The organism is Actinacidiphila yanglinensis, assembly GCF_900107965.1.
GTDB lineage: Bacteria > Actinomycetota > Actinomycetes > Streptomycetales > Streptomycetaceae > Actinacidiphila > Actinacidiphila yanglinensis.
In genome coordinates, this window is sequence record NZ_FNVU01000013.1 from 42,399 (window position 1) to 62,827 (window position 20,429).

16 protein-coding genes are annotated in these 20,429 nt (G+C 72.5%); 11 read left to right on the forward strand and 5 right to left on the reverse strand.

What is annotated here, in order from left to right:
• Together C4U44_RS26545 and C4U44_RS26550 are read left to right on the forward strand one after the other, a co-directional pair.
• Positions 1–1,398: an LLM class flavin-dependent oxidoreductase gene (locus C4U44_RS26545; protein ID WP_103888551.1), complete on the forward strand. Its 1,398-nt coding sequence runs from the start codon at positions 1–3 to the stop codon at positions 1,396–1,398.
• Between the two features lie 90 nt (positions 1,399–1,488).
• Positions 1,489–2,376 (forward strand): hypothetical protein, encoded by an 888-nt coding sequence (locus tag C4U44_RS26550; RefSeq protein ID WP_103888552.1) that lies wholly within the window; start codon positions 1,489–1,491, stop codon positions 2,374–2,376.
• A gap of 72 nt (positions 2,377–2,448) precedes the next feature.
• On the opposite strand, the gene C4U44_RS26555 is transcribed toward C4U44_RS26550, so the two are convergent.
• The 3 genes from C4U44_RS26555 to C4U44_RS26565 form a co-directional block, all read right to left on the reverse strand.
• Entirely contained in the window at positions 2,449–4,566 is a 2,118-nt protein-coding gene (locus C4U44_RS26555) for a glycoside hydrolase family 31 protein (protein ID WP_160145102.1), read from the reverse strand.
• A gap of 355 nt (positions 4,567–4,921) precedes the next feature.
• Positions 4,922–5,800 (reverse strand): NAD-dependent epimerase/dehydratase family protein, encoded by an 879-nt coding sequence (locus tag C4U44_RS26560; RefSeq protein ID WP_103888554.1) that lies wholly within the window; start codon positions 5,798–5,800, stop codon positions 4,922–4,924.
• 252 nt (positions 5,801–6,052) lie between these two features.
• Entirely contained in the window at positions 6,053–7,126 is a 1,074-nt protein-coding gene (locus C4U44_RS26565; protein ID WP_103888555.1) for a LacI family DNA-binding transcriptional regulator, read from the reverse strand.
• Positions 7,127–7,365: 239 nt separating this feature from the next.
• Between C4U44_RS26565 and C4U44_RS26570 the strand changes: the two genes are divergently transcribed.
• The 6 genes from C4U44_RS26570 to C4U44_RS26595 all read left to right on the forward strand — a co-directional run bounded on the left by C4U44_RS26570 (position 7,366) and on the right by C4U44_RS26595 (position 14,301).
• A complete protein-coding gene (locus C4U44_RS26570) occupies positions 7,366–8,460 on the forward strand; it encodes a sugar ABC transporter substrate-binding protein (protein ID WP_103888556.1) in 1,095 nt (364 codons plus the stop codon).
• Positions 8,457–9,578: an ABC transporter permease gene (locus C4U44_RS26575; RefSeq protein ID WP_103888557.1), complete on the forward strand. Its 1,122-nt coding sequence runs from the start codon at positions 8,457–8,459 to the stop codon at positions 9,576–9,578. The genes C4U44_RS26570 and C4U44_RS26575 overlap by 4 nt, the downstream gene beginning before the upstream one ends.
• Entirely contained in the window at positions 9,575–10,444 is an 870-nt protein-coding gene (locus C4U44_RS26580) for an ATP-binding cassette domain-containing protein (RefSeq protein ID WP_103888558.1), read from the forward strand. Before C4U44_RS26575 ends, C4U44_RS26580 begins: the two co-directional genes overlap by 4 nt.
• Positions 10,441–11,688, forward strand: coding sequence for a glycoside hydrolase family 99-like domain-containing protein (locus C4U44_RS26585; protein ID WP_103888559.1), 1,248 nt, complete (start codon positions 10,441–10,443; stop codon positions 11,686–11,688). Before C4U44_RS26580 ends, C4U44_RS26585 begins: the two co-directional genes overlap by 4 nt.
• Positions 11,685–12,002, forward strand: a complete 318-nt coding sequence (locus C4U44_RS26590) for an L-rhamnose mutarotase (RefSeq protein WP_103888560.1) — start codon at positions 11,685–11,687, stop codon at positions 12,000–12,002. Before C4U44_RS26585 ends, C4U44_RS26590 begins: the two co-directional genes overlap by 4 nt.
• Positions 12,003–12,111: 109 nt before the next feature.
• Positions 12,112–14,301 (forward strand): hypothetical protein, encoded by a 2,190-nt coding sequence (locus C4U44_RS26595; RefSeq protein WP_103888561.1) that lies wholly within the window; start codon positions 12,112–12,114, stop codon positions 14,299–14,301.
• A gap of 18 nt (positions 14,302–14,319) precedes the next feature.
• Here C4U44_RS26595 and C4U44_RS26600 read toward each other — a convergent pair whose 3' ends face one another.
• Together C4U44_RS26600 and C4U44_RS26605 are read right to left on the reverse strand one after the other, a co-directional pair.
• The gene (locus C4U44_RS26600; RefSeq protein WP_103888562.1) at positions 14,320–14,718 is read right to left on the reverse strand and encodes a DUF3592 domain-containing protein; all 399 of its coding nucleotides are present in this window, start codon (positions 14,716–14,718) and stop codon (positions 14,320–14,322) included.
• Between the two features lie 83 nt (positions 14,719–14,801).
• Complete coding sequence (locus C4U44_RS26605; RefSeq protein WP_103888563.1) at positions 14,802–16,097, reverse strand: alpha/beta hydrolase family protein; 1,296 nt, start codon at positions 16,095–16,097, stop codon at positions 14,802–14,804.
• 402 nt (positions 16,098–16,499) lie between these two features.
• On the opposite strand from C4U44_RS26605, the gene C4U44_RS26610 reads away from it, so the two are divergent.
• The 3 genes from C4U44_RS26610 to C4U44_RS26620 all read left to right on the forward strand — a co-directional run bounded on the left by C4U44_RS26610 (position 16,500) and on the right by C4U44_RS26620 (position 20,409).
• Positions 16,500–17,165, forward strand: coding sequence for a Rossmann-fold NAD(P)-binding domain-containing protein (locus tag C4U44_RS26610; protein WP_103888564.1), 666 nt, complete (start codon positions 16,500–16,502; stop codon positions 17,163–17,165).
• 137 nt (positions 17,166–17,302) lie between these two features.
• Entirely contained in the window at positions 17,303–18,046 is a 744-nt protein-coding gene (locus C4U44_RS26615; protein WP_103888565.1) for an HAD family hydrolase, read from the forward strand.
• Positions 18,043–20,409: a glycoside hydrolase family 65 protein gene (locus C4U44_RS26620; protein ID WP_103888566.1), complete on the forward strand. Its 2,367-nt coding sequence runs from the start codon at positions 18,043–18,045 to the stop codon at positions 20,407–20,409. Before C4U44_RS26615 ends, C4U44_RS26620 begins: the two co-directional genes overlap by 4 nt.
• The last annotated feature ends 20 nt before the right edge of the window (positions 20,410–20,429 follow it).

Below are 20,429 nucleotides of genomic sequence, written 5' to 3' on the forward strand. Positions count from 1 at the left end.
GTGACCGAACGCAAGAAGCTGCACGTCAACCTGTTCGAGATGAACTGCGTGGGCCACATCTCACACGGTTTGTGGGTGCACCCGGACAACAACCGGCACCGGTTCAACGACATCGAGTTCTGGCTGGAGCTGGCCCGGCTGCTGGAGTACGGCACCTTCGACGCGGTCTTCCTCGCCGACGTGATCGGTACCTACGACGGGTTCCGCGGCGGCCCGCAGACCGCGCTGACGGAGGCCGTGCAGATCCCCAACAACGACCCGCTGCTGGTCATCCCGGCGATGGCCGCGGTCACCCGGGGTCTCGGCTTCGCCGCGACCTTCTCCACCACCTACGAGCCGCCGTTCGCCTTCGCCCGCCGGATGAGCACCCTGGACCACCTCACCAGGGGCCGGGTGGCCTGGAACGTCGTCACCTCCTACCTGCCCAACGCGGCAAGGAACTTCGGGCTGGAGGACGAGGTCGACCACGACCACCGCTACGAGATCGCCGACGAGTACATGGAGGTCCTCTACAAGCTGTGGGAGGGCTCCTGGGAGGACGACGCGGTCATACAGGACGTGGACAACCGGGTCTACACCGACCCTTCGAAGGTGCACTACATCGACCATGCCGGCCGCTACTACAAGGTGGCCGGACCGCACCTGTCCCAGCCCTCGCCGCAGCGCACCCCGGTGATCTACCAGGCCGGCAGCTCCGCGGCCGGGCGGGCCTTCGGCGGCAAGCACGCCGAGGCGGTCTTCGTCGGCGGCGGCTCGCTGGCCGACACCCGAGGCTACATCGAGGGCTACCGCGAGCAGGCCAGGGCCGCCGGGCGGGACCCGCGCACCATCAAGTTCATGGCCGGCGCGGCGGTGATCGTCGGCAGCACCGAGCGCGACGTGGCCCGCAAGGTCGAGGAGTTCACGGCCCTGCGCAGCGTGGACGGCCACCTGGCGCACTCCGGCGCGGGGCTGGACTGGACGCGCTACTCGCCCGACACCCGCGTCGGCGACATCATCGCCCGCAAGGTCCCCGGCTACCAGCGGCTGATCCGGCAGTACCGGCCCGAGCAGACCGTCGGGGACGTGCTGACCCGGATCGGCGGCTTCAACCGCGGCCAGTTCTTCGTCGCCGGCACCCCGAAGGTGGTCGCCGACACGATCGAGAACTGGCTCGACGAGGGCGGCATCGACGGGATCAACCTGCGGCAGTTCCTCACCCCCGGCACGGCGCAGGACTTCATCGAGCTCGTCGTCCCGGAGTTGCGCCGCCGCGGGCGGTACCGCGAGTCCTACGAGGACGGGGAGACGCTGCGCGAGCGCCTGTTCGGTGCCGGCCGGACCCGGCTCCCGGAGGACCATCCCGGTACCCGGTACGCCGCCCGGCACCGCGCGCCGGAGCAGGTGGAGGCGCCGTAGGGACGCGGGCAGAAGGGGCGCGCTGTCGGCGGGGCCGCCTAGGGTGGTCGCCCAACGGATCGACAGGGGCAATCAGTTGGGGGGCTGCACATGATCTCCGTGGCAGAGGCGGCACATGCGTACCTGCTGGACGCGGTGGCACTCGCGGAGTCGGACGGGTCGCGGGTGTGGTGGGCGCCGTGGGGGCCGCAACCGTCGGGGGACGACGAGGGCGACCACGTCTACAGCTACTTCATGGTGCTGGACGACGGTGCGCGGGGGATCGAATTCGCCCTGCGCTACGAGGGACGTCCGAACGACCTGGTGCCCGAGGGCTTCTGGGACTTCACGCTCTTCCTGGAAGGAGGAAAGGGCCACCTCTCCGATCTCCTGAGCCCGGTGCCGCCGAGCGAGCGGGCCGCGGAGCCGGAGCGAGCCGAGGACGGACGGCCTCTGCGGCTCGTACGGTGGCTGGTGGCGCAGGCGGGCGAGACGATCGACCCGTCCGCGACCGGCGGCACCCATCTGCGCTGCTACGAGGACGGGGCCCTGGTCGCGGTCGACAACCCGGAACAGGAGTGTCCCTGCGGGGAGTTCAACCGGGACGACGACGGACGCCTGTTCCCGGTGGAAGGGCCTGCCGTCAGCGCCGTCTACTCCACGGTCGCCGGTGACGGCGTGGAGTGGCAGGCGCGGAGCTCGCCCGCCCCTGCCCCGGAGCGCGCCGGCACCGAGTCGGCCCTGCGCCTGGTCCGGTGGCTGGTGCCGCGGCCGGGCGAGACGCTCGACCCGGCCGGGAGCGGCGGCACCCACCTGCGGTGCCTCTACGACGAGACCCTGGTCGCGGTCGACGACCCCGACCAGCGCTGCCCGTGCGGGCGGCTCGGCCGGGACGCCGGCGGACGCCTGCTCCCGCTGACGGAGGGGCAGATCTGCGTCGTCTACTCCACCGCCGCCGGCGGGGCACCCGAACCGGCGGGGGCCCGGCAGAGCGTCTGACCCGAGCCCGGTGCGGGCCGGAGGGGGGGCCGTCCGCCCCCGCCGGCCCGCTACCGCGGCGCAGAGTTCACGTCACCGCTTGAGCGCACTCATCAATGTGCCGGTGTCCTGCGTGCCGAGCAGCACGAACACCGGGGTCTGGCTCAGATCCGCGGTGTAGCCGGTCAGGTCGACGGGGCCGTGGACCGTCCGCTGGTGCACGACGTCGTACCAGTGGCCGGGCGGTACGTGGACGGTGCGCCGCGTCTGGTCGGCGAGGACGGGCGCGGCCATCAGCGAGTCGCCCAGCAGCCACTGGTCCGCGATCGGGTACGTGGCGTCGTCCTCCGGGTAGTTGAAGAACAGCGGCTTCATGATCGGTTCGCCGCTGCGCACCGCCCGCTCGACCTGCGCCTCGATGTACGGCGCGAGGCGTCCGTGGGTCCGCACCGCGGCCGTGTAGAGGTCGACCGTCTGCTGGTCGTACTGCTGGCTGCCGTAGGCGTTGGACACCCCGAGCGGCGAGCTGGAGGAGTACATCAGCGGCATCAGCGAGGCCGCCTGCGCCCAGCGCACGAGCACGTCCTTGGTCGGCGGGGCCTCGCCGAGCGAGCCGCCGATCATGTCGGTCTCGACGAAGGGGTAGCCGACCGTGCTGATCGCCAGGTTCTGCGCGACCGCCGCGCGCAGCGAGACCCAGTCGGTCCCCTTGTCGACCTGGCGGGTGACGAAGCCGTACGTCTGCGAGCCGGTCCAGTGGATCCGCACGCCGGCGCCCTGCAGGTCGAACTGGTCGCACAACTCGGCGCCGAGGGCGAGGTAGTCGAGCGCGGTGTGGCCGGGGTAGGGCGCGCAGGTCTCGTCGTAGAAGCGGGTGTCGAACTTGAACCCGTCAACGCCGTAGGTCTGCTGGAGGCTCTGCAGGTTCCCTACGTACCAGGCGCGGGCGTCGGGGTTGGCGAGGTCGACGATGCCGGCGGTGCCGTTCCACCAGGTGACCAGGCCGGGGGTGGTCGGGTCGTCCTTGGACTTCAGCAGGTAGCCGTGGTCAGCGGCGTAGCCGAAGTTGTCGGCGTCGGTGTTGATCCAGAGGGTGACCCAGATCCCGAAGTCGTAGCCCATCGCGTGGATCTCGTCGGACATCGCCTTCGGCGACGGGAACTTGCTGTTGAAGGTGAAGTCGCCGTAGTGGCTCATCCAGCCGTCGTCCATCTGGATCGTGTGCCCCGGCACCTCCGCGTCGTGCAGGCTCTTCGCCCAGGCCAGCAGCGAGTCCTGGGAGACGTCGGTGTAGAACTGCGCCCACGAGTTCCACAGCGGCTCGGCGTACTGGACGGCGGGGGCGTCGCTCTTGGCGGGGGTGCCGGTGATGCCGACGTAGTTCTCGTAGACGTCCCTGGCGGTGCGTTCGACGAAGACGGTGGCGTCCATCGCGGCGCTGCCGGTGAGGGTGTAGCCGAAGACGCCCTGCTGCACGTCGTTCATCGACACATCCATGACGTCCTCGGTGGCGACGAACAGGCCGGTGCCCCGCTGGGTGAACCAGAAGGGCTCGGTGATCAGGTACTCCGCGGGCGCCATCGCGGTGTCCCGGACCGTGCCGGAGTCCAGCGGCCAGGGCTGGTCGGTGTACGGCGCGCCGGCGGCGGTCACCGCCTCGCCCTGCCCGTACCAGTGACCGGCCGAGTCGACCAGGTAGTGCGCGGCCACCTGCGTCGCGGCTGCCTGGCCCTGGACCGACCACGTCATCCGGTAGCGGTCGGCGGCCGGGGTGATCCGGTAGGTCACGGTGCTGCCGGGCGCGGTGGTCGCCAGCGTCAACGCGAGGGTGCCGTCCCGCCATTGGGCGCCGGTGACGGAGGTGGCCGTGGCCCAGGTGCCCGCGTCCGTCTGGAAGGCCGCGGGCCCGGACGACCCCGACACGCCGTCAGTGGTCTGCAGGACGACCTTGCCGTCGCGCAACGTGGTGATCCGGAAACGGGACTTGGCGACGAGCACGGTGTACCCGGGGGTGCTCGCGGTGGCCGAGACGACAAGCCTGACGCTGTCGCCGGACTGCTCGAACCGCGTGTGCGCCTGGGGGCCGGTGGCACCGTTCCCGGCCTGGCCGCCCGTCCGGGGGCCGCTGCGGGCGACCGCCTGACCGCTCGCCAGGAGAGCGCCCGACACGCCGGCCGCGCCGCCGACGATGAGGAAACGCCTTCTGGGCATGCCTGATTCAGCCATCGTGCTCCTCCTGGTGGGCAGCGTCGAGTCCGCTGCGTTGGATGGTGCGGCTGCCGAGCGGGTGCGGCCCTCGGTACCGGTGACCGGGGCCGGGGCGGGGTTGCGGGTCCTCCGTGATGACGACCCGATCACTGCGCAGTGAGGCTAACCAGTTCCAATTGTTGAGCGCAAGAGTTCGAAACAGGGGTGTTCCGATCATCCTCGATCATTGGTGACTCAGCGACGCGCCAGGATCGCGGCGTGGGGCACCCGAGGGACCCGGCGGCGGCGAGGCGCCGCCGCCGTGGCTGTGGCCGTGTCCGCCGCCGTGGCCGGAAACGGTCAGCGGTCCGCCGTACGCTCAGGCGCCCGGGATCGCCGCGAGATCGGTCAGCGCGTCGAGGTGCCGCGGGGACCAGCCGAGGTCCTTGCGGGCGCGGGCGCCGGTGAGTTGCTGGTCCAGGGCGAACGCGCGGGCGATCGGGCCCATCCGCCGCTCCGCCTCCTCGACGGTGAGGCGTTCGAAGCTGCCCTCGCACCCCGCGGCCCGGGACACCGCGCGCGCGATGTCGGCCTGCCGCGGGTTCTCGTCGCTGACGCCCGCGTAGACCGAGCCGCCCTCGGCGTTCAGCGCGAGGGCGTAGAGCTCGGCGATGTCGTCGACGTGGACCAGCGCCCAGTGGTTGTCGCCGTCACCGATCAGCGGGACGGCGCCGTTCGCGCGCCCGGGTGCGGTGTAGAACGTCTCGATCAGGCCCTGCCCCCGGCCGTGGACCACGCCGGGCATCACCAGCACCGGGCGGCCGCCGTCCGCCGTGGCGGCCAGTACGCGGTCCTCGTTCGACCGGCGCCACGCGGTGATCGGCGGCGGCGACTGCGGCGCGTCCTCGTCGACCACGCCGTCCGTGTCGCCGTACACCCACACGCCGCCCGTGTGCACGTACGCGCCGCGGCCGCCGAGGCCCGCCAGCATCGCGAGCGCGGCCGCCAGGTCCACCTCCGCGGTGTTCGGCCCCGGGTCACTGCCGAGGTGCAGCACGCCGTCCGCGGCCGCGGCGGCGTCGGTCAGCACCTCCGTGTCGGCCAGGGCGCCCCTGACCGCGGCCGCGCCCAACCCGGCCAGCGTCTCCGCGGACGCCTCGCTGCGCGCCAGGGCGGTGACGTCGTGGCCGTGCCGGAGCAGCGCCTTGATGGTGGCGGTGCCGAGGTAGCCGGAGCCGCCGGTGAGAAAGACACGCATGGGAATCCCTTCGCGATGTGCTGATGGAGAGGCCGCGAAACCTGCCGTCCCGCGGCCGTCTGCATCCCAGCGTCGCCTCGCGCGGGCGGCGGCGTCCAAGACCCTTTTCCACCCGTGTGATGCCCTGCGGGTATCAGTACCCCCGGCCCAACAGCCCTCCTCGGCGCTCCCCCGCTCCCCCGGGCCCGCCGCCCCCGTCCCGCGTGTCCACCCGTTCGGACGAGCACGGGCGAGCCGGGTGCCCACGGGTCCTCACGGGGAAGCCTCGCCGGCCGGTGCGCGCGTCGTCTCCCGCACCACCAGTTCCGGTTGGAACATGACCTCGCGATGCGCGTGCACGCCTCCGCGCTGTGCCTCGTCCAGCAGCAGGTTGGTGGCGACGTAGCCGAGCTCCGCCTTGGGCTGGCGGATCGTGGTCAGCGGCAGCGGGTTCTGCTCGGCCATCTCGATGTCGTCGAACCCCACCACGGAGACGTCCTCCGGCACCCGGACCCCCTGGCGCAGCAGGCCGCCCACCACGCCCAGTGCGAGCAGGTCGTTTCCGCAGGCGACCCCGGTCACCTCCGGGTACTCCTCGCGCAGCCGGGCGCTGGCCAGCCGCCCCTCCGCCGCCGTGCCCAGCGAACCCACCTCGATCACCCGGCAGGAGTCCTCGGCGAGCCCGCGGCCGCGCAGCGCCTGGCGCACGCCCTCCAGCCGCTCCTGGTACTGCTCGATCGTCAACGGGGCGGTGACGTAGGCGAGTCGGCGATGCCCGAGATCGAGCAGGTGCTCGGCCGCCAGGCGCCCGCCCGCGACGTCGTCCACCCGGACCGAGCAGTAGTCCTGGCGGGGCCGGCCGAGCAGCACCACCGCGGTGCCGCGCTCCCGCAGCCAGCTCAGCGTCTCGTTCCGCTCGTCGACCGGGCTGATCACCACCCCCAGCACGCGCTGTTCCGCGAGCAACTCCAGGTAGCTGCGCTCCTGTTCGGCGTCCTCGTCGGAGTTGCAGAGGATCAGCAGCCGCCCGTTCTCCCGGGCGGCGTCCTCCGCCCCCCGCGCGAGCTCGGTGAAGAACGGGTTGCGCACGTCCAGCGCGACCAGCCCGATGGTGCGGGCCTTCCCGCCGCGCATCAGCGCCGCACCCGCGTGCTTGACGAACCCCAGCGTGTCGATGGCATCGAGGACGCGCTGCCGCTTCTCGGGCGCCACGGCATTTGAACGGTTCAAAACATTGGACACGGTACCGAGGCTGACCTGAGCCTCGGCGGCCACGTCACGGATGGTCACCGTACGCCGATTTGGGGGATTTTCCTCGGTATTCGGTGGACCATCAGCTCGGCTCATGTCATCTCCTCGAAACCTTGACCGACCCGCAGTGTACGCCTAGCATCCCCTACGGATTGAAACAGTTCAAAACTGTTCATCGATGCGCTGCGGCACCTCGCGCCGTTTTCGCGTCAACCGATGGCCGCCTGCCGTCCACACCTCCCTCCCGACGCAACGCCTCGCACCTCCGTATCCCGCGCAACTCCCGTATCCCCCTCGCATCCCACCGCACCGCACCCACAACCCACGGAGAGCCCATGCGCTCGCGAAGTACCAGACCGGCCCTGTGCGCCCTCGCCCTCGCGGCTCTGCTCGTGGCGAGCGGCTGCTCGTCCTCCAGCGGCGGGACGGGAACGTCCACGAACGCCGGCGCCGCAAGCGGCGTCACGTACACCGCCGCCGAAGTGGCCGCCGCCACCGGCGCGTACCACGTCACACCGCTGTTCGCGGTGCCGAAGAAACTGCCGCGCAAGTACCGGTTCGCCTTCCTCAGCCCGGGTCTGAGCTACCCGTACTTCGCCACCTGGTCCGACGGGATGAAGGCCGCCGCGAAGTTCTACGGAGTCGACCTCGACCAGGCCGACCTCAACTTCAAGTACGACACCGAGTTGGACCAGTACAAGCAACTCGCCGTCAAGGGGCCGCAGGTGGTCGGGTCCCAGCCGATGAACGACGCGACGTACCAGCAGGCGCGGCGGGACGGCGTCAAGACGGTGCTGATCGACGGGACGTTCAAGGACGTCCCGCACTTCGGGGTCGACAACCAGCAGGTCGGCAAGCTGGCCGTGGACACCCTGGTGCCCGCCGCCAAGGCCAGGATGGCCGCGGCCTGGAAGGGCAGGAAGGTCGACGTCGTCGGGCTGACCTCGCCCAACTGCTCGGACTGCGACGCCCGCGTCAAGGCGTCCTTCGCCGAGGCCGAGGCACAGCTCGGCATCCCGGCCGCGCACACCACGATGCTGACCCCGCAGGGGCAGGACCCCACCACCTCGGCGGGCTCCACCTTCAACGACTTCCTCACCGGCCACCCCGACGACGCGGTGCTGGTGGTGTCCTACGGCGACGAGCCGGTGATCGGCTCGATCAACGCGGCGAAGGCGGCGGGCCGCGGCGGCGACGTCCTGGCGGTCAGCAACGGCGGGGACAGCGCCGCCCGGCTGGCCCTGCGCGACCCCAGCGACAAGAGCATGCTCGTCGCCGCGGTCGACTTCCAGCCGTACGCCGAGGGGTGGAACTGGGTGGAGGCGGCCATCGCCACCGCCATGGGCAAGCCGTTCGCGACCTTCAGCACCCAGCGGGTGCTCACCTCGGCGAACGTGGACCGCTACTACCCGAAGGACGGCACCGAATGACGGCCGGCCTGTCCGCGCACTCGGCGGCGCACTCGCCCGGGCACCCGGCTGAGCACTCAGCCGCTCACTCCCCCTCCCGGCCCGCCGTGCGCTCGTTCGCGGACGGTCTCGGAGTCCTCAACCCCGCCGGCTGGTTCGGGCCCACCCGGCCCTCGGGCTCCGGCCGGGACGGCCGCCGCCGCACCGCGGACCGGCTGCTCGACCTCGGGATCTACCTCGCGCTGGTCGCGCTGGTGCTCTACTTCTGGCAGGCGTCGCCCTACTTCATGACCCAGCGCAACCTGCTCAACGTCGGGGCGGCCGTGGCGGTCACCGGCGTGCTGGCCGCGGGGATGACGATCGCGCTGATCGCCGGGCAGCTCGACCTCACCGTCGGCGGCAACATCGCGCTGACCAGCGTCGTGGTCTCCCTCGTCATCGAGGACCTGGGCTGGGGCACGCCCCTGGCCGTGGTCGTAGGACTGGCCGTGGGCGTGGTGATCGGGCTGGTGAACACCGCTCTGGTGGTCGGGGTCGGCATCAACTCCATCATCGCCACGCTCGCGATGGGGATCGTGATCCGCGGCGTCGCGCTCATCAGCACCGACGGCCAGACCAAGCCGCTGACGAACCTGGCGCTGCCCGACTTCCTCCAGGACCGGCCGCTGGCGATCCCCACCTCGGTGTGGATCCTGGCGGCGGTCTTCCTCGCCTCCTGGGTCGTCATGACGTTCACCCGGGCCGGCTGGCACATCTACGGGGTGGGCGGCAATCCCAGCGCCGCCCTGCGCGCGGGAGTCCGCACCAAGCGGGTGTACGCGGGTGTCTTCGTCACCACCGGCGTGCTCGCCGCGCTCGGCGGGATCATCACCACCGGCACATCGAGCAGCGGCGGCCCCAACTACGCCAACGGCGCCGAGTTCGACGTCCTGACCGCGGTGCTGCTGGGCGGGATCGGGCTCGCGGGAGGGTCCGGTCGGGTCCAGCGCACGCTCGCCGGCGTGCTGGTGATCGGTGTCCTCAACAACGGCCTGACCCTGATGTCGGTCAACTCCTACTACCAGCAACTCGCCCGGGGAGCGGTCTTCGTGCTCGCCGTCGTCCTGGGTGCCGTCGGAGAGCGCCGGAGGGCCCGATGACCGAGACCACCACGGCACCCCTGCTCAGCGCGCAGGGAGTCGGCAAGCTGTTCGGCCACGTCCGTGCGCTGCGCGACGTGTCGTTCGACCTGCACGCGGGCGAGGTGCTCGCCGTCCTCGGCGACAACGGGGCCGGCAAGAGCACCCTGATCAAGGCCCTCTCCGGCGTCTACGACCTCACCGAGGGCCGGTTGCGGGTGCGCGGCGAGGACGTCTCCTTCGGCAAGCCGGCCGACGCGACCGCGCGCGGCATCGCGACGGTGTACCAGGACCTGGCCCTGGTCGACACCCGCGATGTAGCGGCCAACCTGTTCCTGGGCCGGGAGTTCCGGCGCGGTCCGTTCGTGGACCGGCGGCGGATGTACCGGGAGGCCGAGCGGATACTCGACGGTTTCACCATCAAGCTCCCGTCGGTGCGGGTCCCCATCTACCTGCTGTCCGGCGGGCAGCGGCAGGCGGTCGCGATCGCCCGGGTGCTCGTCGGCGGCGCCGACATCGTGATCATGGACGAGCCGACCGCGGCGCTCGGCGTGCAGGAGTCCGAGCGGGTGCTCCGGCTGGTGCGGGACCTGCGGGACGCCGGGAAGGCGGTCATCCTGATCAGCCACAACCTGCAGCAGGTGTGGCAGACCGCCGACCGCATCATGGTGATGCACCTGGGTCGGGTGGCCGGCATCAGACGCCGTGCCGACAGCACCGTCGAGGAGATCGTCAAGCTGATCGTGTACGGCGATCCCGACACGGAGCGGGACCCGGACGGCGCCCCGGATGCCGGGACGGGCGAGGCCGGCGCAGCGCCGGACCGCCCCGACGGCGGGACGGCGCACGACCCGGTGAAGGACACCGACCGGCGGGCGGCGTCATGACCGTGCCGACGCAGGGCGGTGCCGCGGGGTTCGGCGCGGCCGCGGGCCCGGACCGGCCCCTCGGGACCGGGTCGGGCGCCGCCGGACGTGACGGCCGGCCACCGCAGGAGCCGGGACCGGCGACCGTACTCGCCTACTACTACCCGCAGTGGCACGTCGACGAGGTCAACGTGCGGATGCACGGCGCCGGTTGGACCGAGTGGCCGCTGGTGCGCGGCGCGCGGCCGCGGTTCGCCGGCCACGTCCAGCCCAAGCAGCCGCTGTGGGGCGCGGCGGACGAGGCGAGCCCCGCGGTCGCCGGCCGGGCCGTCGGCGCGGCCCTCGACCACGGGATCGACGGCTTCCTCGTCGACTGGTACTGGTACGACAACCGGCCGTTCCTGAACGGAGCGCTGGACGGCGGGCTGCTGCGCGCCGAACGGATGCCGGAGTTCCGGTTCGCGCTGATGTGGGCCAACCACGACTGGAACGACCTGTATCCGGCGCGGTCGGTCCGTCCGGCCACGCTGCTGCCGGCGCCGAACACCCGCTACCACGCGCGGTGCGCCTTCCGGCACGTCATCGAGCGCTACCTGACGCACCCGTCGTACTGGCGGATCGGCGGCGCCGCGTACTTCTCGATCTACGACGTGCCCGCGTTCACCGCCGGCATGGGCGGGCCGGCCGCGGCCGCGGACGTGCTGGCCGGGTTCCGCGCGGCCGCGGCGGCCGCGGGCGTCGGCGAGCTGCATCTGAACGGCGTGACCACCTTCCAGATCGACGACCCGGGCGCCATGGCCACGCGGCTCGGCTTCGACAGCGTCACCCACTACACCTGGTGGCACCACCCGGACGCGGGCTTCGACTCCTTCCCCACCACGGACTACCGGCGGGTGCACGACCGGGCCCGCCAGGTGTGGCGGGAGTTCGACGGCTCCCTGCCGGTCCCGTACCTGCCCAACGTGACGGTCGGCTGGGACCCCAGCCCGCGCACCACCGACTGGGACATGCGCGGCGAGGACGGCTACCCGTACACCAGCCTGCTGGCCGGCAACTCGCCGGAAGCGGTGGGCGCGGCGCTCCGGGACGCGCTGGACCTGGTCGCGGCGCGGACCGAGCACCGCGTGGTCACCGTCAACGCCTGGAACGAGTGGAGCGAGGGAAGCTTCCTCGAGCCCGAGCGGCAGTACGGGTTCGGCTACCTGGAGGCCGTCCGGGCCGCCGTGCGCGGCGCGGCCGGGGCCCGGCGCGGAGGAACGGCATGACCCACCGCATCGTCAACTCCCTGGTGGTGCCCGCCGCGCACCTCGACGAGTACCGGCGCCGGCACGACCTGCTGTGGCCGGAGATCCGGGCCGGGATCACCGCGCAGGGCGGCCGCAACTTCTCCATCTTCGCGGCGCCGGAACTGGACCGGGTGATCACCTACGTGGAGGTGGAGGACCTCGGGCGCTGGCACGCGGGCGCCGCCGACGAGGCCACCCGCCGGTGGTGGCGGCACATGGCCGAGGTCATGCCGACCCATCCGGACCACTCCCCCCTCGCGGTACCGCTCCCCGAGGTCTTCCACCAGGACTGAACAGCACCAAGTGCCGTGGCCGGAAAGGTTCACCGGTTCACGGCACGAGCGACACCGCACGCACCAGCACGCACGACCCGACCCTCCCGCCGAGCCAAGGAGCCGTGTCATGTCCTTCTCCCTGCTGCGCAGAGCGACCTGCGTGGCCAGTACCACCCTGCTGCTCGCCGCCGGCCTGGCCGTCGGCGAGGCCGCGGCCGCCCCGGCCGGGCCCGTCCCCGCCGACGCCGTCCTGACCGGCACGCACTACGTCGACGACGCACCGGGTTCCGGGTGCCTCGACACCGGTCCGGGCACCTCCCCCTCCGCGCCGTGGTGCGGCTTCGCCCCGTTGAACGGCCGGACCCTCGGTCCCGGCGCGCAGATCCTGCTCAGGCGCGGCGACACCTTCACCGGGGAACTGGGCAAGCTGTACGGCAGCGGCACCCGCGCCGCGCCCATCGTGCTCGGTGCCTACGGCTCCGGTGCCCGGCCGCACATCACCGGCACCGGCCAGGCGACCGACCGGGCCGTATGGATCCAGGACGCCTCGTACTGGACGGTCCGCGACCTCGAACTCAGCGACGTCGGCGCCGGACTGGTCTTCTGGTACTCCACGAACGGGCACACCGGTCTGACCGTGTCCGACGTCGCCACCCACGATGTGCGGGGCGTGTTCGCCGGCGCGCCCGCCCAGGCCGACCTGCCCGGCATGTACCACTCGGCCGGCATCCTGATCACCGGGGACGTGCCGGTCACCCCCTCGGACACCGCCGTCAGCGGGGTCACCCTCACCCGCCTGGAGGGCTATGACAACGACGACGACGTGGACATCTCCGGGTTCGACGCCAACAGCGGCGGCCAGCAGGGCTTCCTGAGCACCGCGCTGGGCCACCACAGCGTCGCGGACGTCTCGTTGACCGAGAGCTGGTTCCACCACAGCCTGTCGGGCGAGAACTTCGACAACCTCCAGGACATGACCATCACCGGGGTGCGGCTGGACGACACCGGGCACGGCGGCAACGCGTGGGGCACCACCGCGCTCTTCTTCTGGTCCGCCAGCACCGTCACCGTGGCCGACAGCATCCTCAACGGCCAGGTCTCCACCGGCAGTCCGGACCAGAGCGAGACGGACCTGGAGGCGTACGACGACCACATCGCCTTCCGCGGCGACTTCTTCGGCAACAGCGCGGGCTGGCCGATCGAGATCCTGGAGAACGGCGCCTACACCGACAACTACCAGTCCTCGCACGAGATCTCCGACAACCTGTTCAGCGGCTACGGCTCGGCGGTGGCCGTGCACGACGGCAGTGCGAGCTCGCCGAACGGCACCTCGGGCACCGCGCGCGACAACCTCTTCGCGGCACCGGGCTCGTCGTTCACCGACGGCCTCGGCGGCTGGACGTACTCGACGGCGAACGCCGGCTACCTCGACGCCGACGCGCACTACATCGGCACCAAGGGCGCGACGGCCACCTTCACCTTCACCGGCACCACCGCCAGTTGGGTGGGCGGGAAGAACTCCGACCACGGCAAGGCGGACGTGGTGGTCTGCGACGGCGACGGGAACGGCTGCGGAGCCGTGACCACGGTGGACACCTACGCGCCCTCGGCCCTCCCCCAGCAGGTCCTCTACACCGCCTCCGACCTGCCCGACACGACGCACACCCTGAAGATCACGGTGCGCTCCGACACGAGCGGGACCGGCCACTACACCGACGTCGACGGCTTCATCTCGGGCACCGCGTCCCGCACCACCGAGGTCGACGACACCGACCCGTCGATCGCGTACTCCACGTCCTGGTCGCTCACCGGCAACACGCCGGTCGCCGCCGGCACGGCGTACAACGCGGCATACGACTTCTCCGCGAACCAGGGCGGCAGCCAGTGGCGCGAGCAGTCCTACACGCCCGGCCGCGGCTGGCGCGACCTCCCCTCCTACGACGCGGCCCAGGAGAGCTGGGGCGGCCAGGGACACGTCTCGCGCTTCGCCCTGGTGCCCGACGGCTGTGCCGCCTGCTCGGTCGCGCGGACCTGGGTGGCGCCGAGCAGCGGCACCGTCACCATCCGGGGCCGGGTGCTGAAGGAGGCGGCGGGCGGCAGCGGCGTGACCGCGCGCATCACCCGTGACGGCGCCCGGATCTGGCCGCCGACGGCCGCCGGCGGCTCGCTGGACGGCGCGGACACCGCGGGCCGGGCCACCGATGTCACCCTGCGCGTGACTGCCGGGGACACCATCAGGTTCGAGGTCGCCGGCCGGGGCAGGAGTGACGCCGCGCTCGACGCGACCGCGTGGGCGCCGACCGTCGCCTATCAGTGACGGGCGGCGCCGGGGGCGTCAGCGGGTGGCGAGCATCAGGACGAACAGCGCGACGGTGAGGGCGAACAGCAGCACCAGGTTGCGGGACCGGGTGCCGATCCCGCCGTAGCGGTCGTAGGGCGCGTACGGGTGGTCGGGGTGGACCAGGATGGTCATGCCGGACCCGACGTGCCCGCGGCTGCCCGGGTTGCACACCGCGGCCTCGTACGCACGGCCGTTGACGTGGTAGCGGACGACCGGATTGAGGTGGTACGCGTTCTGGTTGGGGCTCGGGCTCGCGTCGTTGCCCACGACGTCGGCCGAGATCTCGACGCCGTTCCGGCGCACCCGGAGGAAGGCCGCCTCGTCGGCGATCGCCTTGCCCAATCCGCATATCCCGGCGACGAGGAGCGCCGAGGACAGGACCATGAAGAACATGGCGCCATCCTCGCGGGTAACCTCCCCCGGGCGCCAGGGTTTCCGGCCCGGCCCGGGACGCAAAACCAGGGCGCTCAGGACACTCAGGACGCGAAGCGCGCCTCGGGCAGCCGCGCCGACGGACCGTCGAGCAGGCCGTGGTCGTCCGCGCCGCGCAGGAAGCGGCCGAAGAACGCGGCGAGCAGCGCCCGGTCGGCGGTCACCGCGCGCCGCGGGGCGATCGTGCCGATGTTCTCGGTGAGGGCGGCCCGCGGCAGGCCGAGCCGGCGGGTGATCTGCGGGACCAGGACCACCGCGTCGGTGAAGGTGCCGTGCGCGGCGCCGTGCAGTGAGAGGGCCCGGTGCCAGCCGCGGCTGTGCCGGACCAGCTCGCCCCAGGAAGGCACCGTGGACGGGGTGTTGCCGTCCTTCCCGACCAGCAGGAAGGGCCGGTCCAGCCCGTCGGCGGTGACGGTGGACGGGAACCCGTCCTCGTCGTCGTCCTGGACGTACGACGTGACCCCGTCGAGGTTCGCCGCGGCGAGGATCCGGCGGTCGTCGTGCATGGCCTGCAGCGCGGTGAAGCCGCCCGCGGACTGCCCGAACATGCCGGTGCGCGCGAAGTCGGCGGTCGCGCGCAGCGGCGCGGGAAGGGCGGCGGGCAGCGCATCGAGCACGAAACGGGTGTCGGCCACCCGGACGGCCACCGTCTTCTCCAGCAGCGGCGCGACCTTCGCCGGGTCGGGGTGCGCCGGGTCGGGCTCCACCTCGGCGAACTCCGCGGGGAGCACGGTGCGCGCGACCCGCCCGTCCGGGAACTCGACGGCGGTGGTGTCGTAGGTGTGGTCGATCATCACCACGACATGGCCGCGCGAGGCGAGGTCGTCGCACAGGGTGGTGCCGAGCGAGCGGGGATCGCCGGCGCCCGGCGAGTACAGCACCACCGGGTGCGGCCCCGGCGCGGCCGGCGCGCCGAGGTGGGCATGGGTGCGGGTCGCGGCCCAGTCGACCCGGTCGGCGGGGATGTCGCCGAGGCTGTTCAGCTCCGTCCACCCGGCGGCCTCGCCGGGCAGCATCTGCGGGGCGGCGGCGAAGCCGCGGATCGCACGGGCCGGGTAGCGGACGCTCACCATCAGTTCGCGGTGCGGGCCGCCGGTCCAGGGATCGGGCCGCGCCGTGTCGACCAGCCGCAGCGCCACGGTGCCGACGCCGTAGGGGCCGCTCGGCGCGGGCAGCTTCAGCCGCAGCCGTTCGCCGCTCCCGCCTCCGGCGCCCGATCCCGACCCCGACCCGGACGCGGGCTCGGCCCCGGACCCGGACCCGGACGCGGCGACGGCCCGCGCGGGCGCGGCGAGGAGGACGGCGGCTGCCGACAGGACGACGGCGCGGCGAGTGGGCACGGTGGACTCCCTGAGTTCGTACGGCTGTTGTGCGACGGTGGGGCGGCTGCCGGGTGGCCGTCGCGCGGGGACGGACAAGGGACGCGGGCGGATGTGCGCGGGGTGTGCTGACGGGGCCCGCCCCGCCTCGCCCAGCTTCCCCCGCCGCCCGCCCGCGCCCCATCCGGCAGGCCGGAGATCACCCGGGGGGATAACCCGAGGGCGGCATCCGGCGCCGGGCCGGGGCAACCGGGGCTCGTCCGGGGCCCAACAAGGACACACCCGGGGGCCACCGGAGGAGGCCGGGAAGATCACCGCCCCTCCGGGTACGGCACACTGTCCGGACGGCACCCCGCGATCCGCGGGCGGCCGGCGGCGACACACGTGTTGACGGGACGTACGGGAAGGCGGCGACGGCCGGCGATGAAGGTGATCCTCTTCGGTGCCTCGGGGATGGTCGGGCAGGGTGTGCTGCGGGAGTGCCTGCTCGACCCGGACGTGACGGAGGTCGTCGCGGTGGCCCGCAGCCCGCTGGGCCGGTCCGACCCGAAGCTGCGCCAGGTCTTCCACGACGACTTCACCGACTTCTCGGCGGTCGCGGGCGAACTGTCCGGCGCGGACGCCTGCTTCTACTGCCTGGGGGTGTCGTCGGCCGGGCACAGCCCGCAGGACTACTCCCGCATCACCTACGACTGCACGCTGGCCGCCGCCCGCGTCGTGGCGGCCGGCAACCCGGAGCTGACCTTCACCTACGTCTCCGGCGAGGGCACCGACAGCACCGAGCAGGGCCGGTCGGGCTGGGCCCGGGTGAAGGGGCGCACCGAGAACGCGCTTCTGGCGATGGACATGCGGGCGTACATGTTCCGGCCCGGCTGGATCCAGCCGCTGCACGGCGAGCGCTCCCGCACCGGCTGGTACCGGACGATGTACGCGGCCGTCGGATGGCTGTACCCGGTGCTGCGCCGGATCGTCCCGAAGCACGTGACGACCACGCAGGCGCTGGGCCGGGCGATGCTGGCGGTGACGCGGCAGGGCGACGAGGTGCCGCACGTGCTGCACAGCCCGGAGATCAACCGGCTCGGCGGCTGACCCGGGCGCCGCACGGCTCCCCCGAACGCTCCCGCGGCCGCGCCGCCGGCCGGGGGAACCGTCCGGCCGTTCGGCGAGCCGGGGGGACTTCTCGCGGGGCGGGCATGCCGACCCCGCGCGGGGGGCACATGGTGCGCATGACGCAGATCGGCCTTCCGAGCAGAGTACGTGCCTGCCTCTTCGACCTCGACGGTGTGCTGACGCCGACGGCGCTGGTGCATGCCGCGGCCTGGAAGGAGATGTTCGACGCCTTCCTGCACGCGCGGGACGGCGACGGTTTCCGGCCGTTCGACAGCACCGCGGACTACGACGCCTACGTCGACGGGCGGCCCCGGGCGGACGGCGTGCGGACCTTCCTCGCCTCGCGCGACATCGAGCTGCCCGAGGGCGAGGACGACGACCCGCCGTCGGCACTCACCGTGCACGGCCTCGGCAACCGCAAGAACGACCTGGTGCTGGAGAAGATCCGCACCGACGGCGTGACCGCGTACGAGGGTTCGGTGCGCTACGTGACGGCGGTGCGCGCGGCGGGACTGCGCACCGCGGTGGTCTCCTCCAGCGCCAACACCCGCGACGTGCTGGTCTCCGCGGGCATCGAGCACCTGATGGACGTGCGGGTGGACGGCCTGACCGCGAAGGAGCTGGGGCTGCGCGGCAAACCGAAACCCGACACCTTCCTGACCGCGGCGAAGGAGCTGGGCTTCGAGCCGGGCCAGGCGGCCGTCTTCGAGGACGCGCTGGTCGGGATGGACGCGGGGCGGGAGGGCCGGTTCGGCTACGTGGTCGGCGTGGACCGGGTCGGGCAGGCGGACGAGCTGCGCAAGCACGGTGCGGACACCGTGGTGACGGATCTGGCCGACCTGATCGGGAGGAGCGCGTGATCACCGATCCCGCCTACGAAGTCGCACCGTGGTCGCTGTACGAGTCCGAGCTGAACCTGGAGTTGCTGCCGCAGAGCGAGTCGGTGTTCGCCCTGTCCAACGGCCACATCGGCTGGCGCGGCAACCTCGACGAGGGCGAGCCGAACGGCCTGCCGGGCTCGTACCTCAACGGCCTGCACGAGCTGCATCCGCTGCCGTACGCGGAGGGCGGCTACGGCTACCCGGAGTCCGGCCAGACGGTCATCAACGTCACCAACGGCAAGCTGATCCGGCTGCTGGTCGACGACGAGCCCTTCGACCTGCGGTACGGCACCATCCGCTCGCACACCCGCGAGCTGGACATGCGCGCCGGGGTGCTGCGCCGGGAGTGCGTGTGGGTCTCCCCCGCCGGACGGGCGGTGCGGGTGCGCTCCACCCGGATGGTCTCCTTCCGGCAGCGCGCCGTGGCCGCGATCGCCTACGAGGTGGAGCCGCTCGACGAGCAGGTGCGGGTGGTGGTGCAGTCGGAGCTGGCGGCGAACGAGGAGATCCCGCGGGCCACCGGTGACCCGCGGGTGGCGGCGGCGCTGGAGTCGCCGCTGGCCTCCGAGGAGCACTTCGCGGGCGGCACCCGGCTGGGCCTGATCCACTCCACCACCCGCAGCGAGCTGCGGATGGCCGCGGCGGCCGACCACCGGGTGGACGGGCCGCGCGCGACCACGCAGATCTCCTCGGAGTCCGGGGACGACCTGGCCCGGCTGACCGTCACCGCCGTGCTGGAGAAGGGCGAGCGGCTGCGGCTGGAGAAGTTCGTGGCCTACGGCTGGTCGGCGACGCGTTCGCTGCCCGCCCTGCGCGACCAGGCCGACGCGGCGCTGGTGGGCGCCCGCGACACCGGCTGGCAGGGGCTGCTGGACCAGCAGCAGTCGTACCTGGACGACTTCTGGGACCGGGCCGACGTCGAGGTCGACGGCGACACCGAGATCCAGCAGGCGGTGCGCTTCGCGCTGTTCCACGTGCTGCAGACCGCCGCCCGCGCCGAGCAGCGCGCGATCCCCGCCAAGGGCCTGACCGGGTCCGGCTACGACGGCCACACGTTCTGGGACGCGGAGACGTTCGTGCTGCCGGTGCTCACCTTCACCGAGCCGAAGGCCGCCGCCGAGGTGCTGCGGTGGCGGCAGCACACGCTGCCCACCGCGCGCGAGCGCGCCGCCCAACTCGGCCTGCGCGGCGCCACGTTCCCCTGGCGGACCATCACCGGCGACGAGGCGTCCAGCTACTGGCCGGCCGGCACCGCCGCCTTCCACGTGAACGCGGACATCGCCGACGCCGCGGTGCGCTACGTCGCGATCACCGGCGACCACGACTTCGAGAAGGAGACCGGGCTCGAACTCCTGGTGGAGACCGCCCGGTTGTGGCGCTCGCTGGGTCACCACGACCACGCCGGCGCCTTCCACATCGACGGGGTGACCGGACCCGACGAGTACAGCGCGATCTGCGACGACAACGTCTACACCAACCTGATGGCGCAGGCGAACCTGGTGTCCGCCGCCGACGCCGCCGAGCGCCATCCGCGGCACGCCGCCGCGCTGGGCGTCACCAACGAGGAGACCGCCACGTGGCGGGACGCCGCCGCGGCGATGACGGTGCCGTTCGACGACGAGCTGGGCGTGCACGAGCAGTCCGCGGGCTTCACCCGGCACGAGCGCTGGGACTTCGACGGGACCGACCCCGAGCACTACCCCCTGCTGCTGCACTACCCGTACTTCGACCTCTACCGCAAGCAGGTGGTCAAGCAGGCCGACCTGGTCCTGGCGATGTACCTGCGCGGCGATGCCTTCACCGCCGAGCAGAAGGCCCGGGGCTTCGCGTACTACGAGCCGCTGACGGTGCGGGACTCGTCGCTGTCGGCGTACTGCCAGTCGGTGATCGCCGCGGAGGTCGGGCACCTCCAGCTCGCCTACGACTACCTCGGCGAGTCGGCGATGATGGACCTGAAGGACCTGGAGAACAACGCCCGCGACGGCCTGCACATCGCGGCACTGGCCGGCACCTGGACCGCGCTGGTGGCCGGGCTCGGCGGGATGCGGCTGTTCGACCAGGACCCGATCCGCTTCGCGCCGCGGCTGCCGGACGCGCTGAGCCGGATCGCGTTCCGGCTGATGTTCCGCGGCCGGCGGCTGCGGGTGGAGGTCACCCGCAGCACCGCGACCTACACCCTGGCCGACGGCGCGCCGATCGAGATCCTGCACTACGAGGACGCGTTCACCCTCACCGCCGATCAGCCGGTGGTGCGGGAGCTGCCCTCCTTCGCCCACCAGGAGGCCCCCAAGCAGCCACCGAGCCGGGCGCCGAGGCGGCGCAAGGCCCCGCCGGCCGGCTGATCCCGATCCGGGCGGCGCGG

Coding starts and splice junctions, on each gene's coding strand:
- C4U44_RS26590 (WP_103888560.1), top strand. CDS start 11,685: ATGACCCACCGCATCGTCAACTCCCTGGTGGTGCCCGCCGCGCACCTC.
- C4U44_RS26560 (WP_103888554.1), bottom strand. CDS start 5,800: ATGCGTGTCTTTCTCACCGGCGGCTCCGGCTACCTCGGCACCGCCACC.
- C4U44_RS26595 (WP_103888561.1), top strand. CDS start 12,112: ATGTCCTTCTCCCTGCTGCGCAGAGCGACCTGCGTGGCCAGTACCACC.
- C4U44_RS26550 (WP_103888552.1), top strand. CDS start 1,489: ATGATCTCCGTGGCAGAGGCGGCACATGCGTACCTGCTGGACGCGGTG.
- C4U44_RS26575 (WP_103888557.1), top strand. CDS start 8,457: ATGACGGCCGGCCTGTCCGCGCACTCGGCGGCGCACTCGCCCGGGCAC.
- C4U44_RS26565 (WP_103888555.1), bottom strand. CDS start 7,126: ATGAGCCGAGCTGATGGTCCACCGAATACCGAGGAAAATCCCCCAAAT.
- C4U44_RS26570 (WP_103888556.1), top strand. CDS start 7,366: ATGCGCTCGCGAAGTACCAGACCGGCCCTGTGCGCCCTCGCCCTCGCG.
- C4U44_RS26580 (WP_103888558.1), top strand. CDS start 9,575: ATGACCGAGACCACCACGGCACCCCTGCTCAGCGCGCAGGGAGTCGGC.
- C4U44_RS26585 (WP_103888559.1), top strand. CDS start 10,441: ATGACCGTGCCGACGCAGGGCGGTGCCGCGGGGTTCGGCGCGGCCGCG.
- C4U44_RS26600 (WP_103888562.1), bottom strand. CDS start 14,718: ATGTTCTTCATGGTCCTGTCCTCGGCGCTCCTCGTCGCCGGGATATGC.
- C4U44_RS26615 (WP_103888565.1), top strand. CDS start 17,303: ATGACGCAGATCGGCCTTCCGAGCAGAGTACGTGCCTGCCTCTTCGAC.
- C4U44_RS26610 (WP_103888564.1), top strand. CDS start 16,500: ATGAAGGTGATCCTCTTCGGTGCCTCGGGGATGGTCGGGCAGGGTGTG.
- C4U44_RS26555 (WP_160145102.1), bottom strand. CDS start 4,566: ATGCCCAGAAGGCGTTTCCTCATCGTCGGCGGCGCGGCCGGCGTGTCG.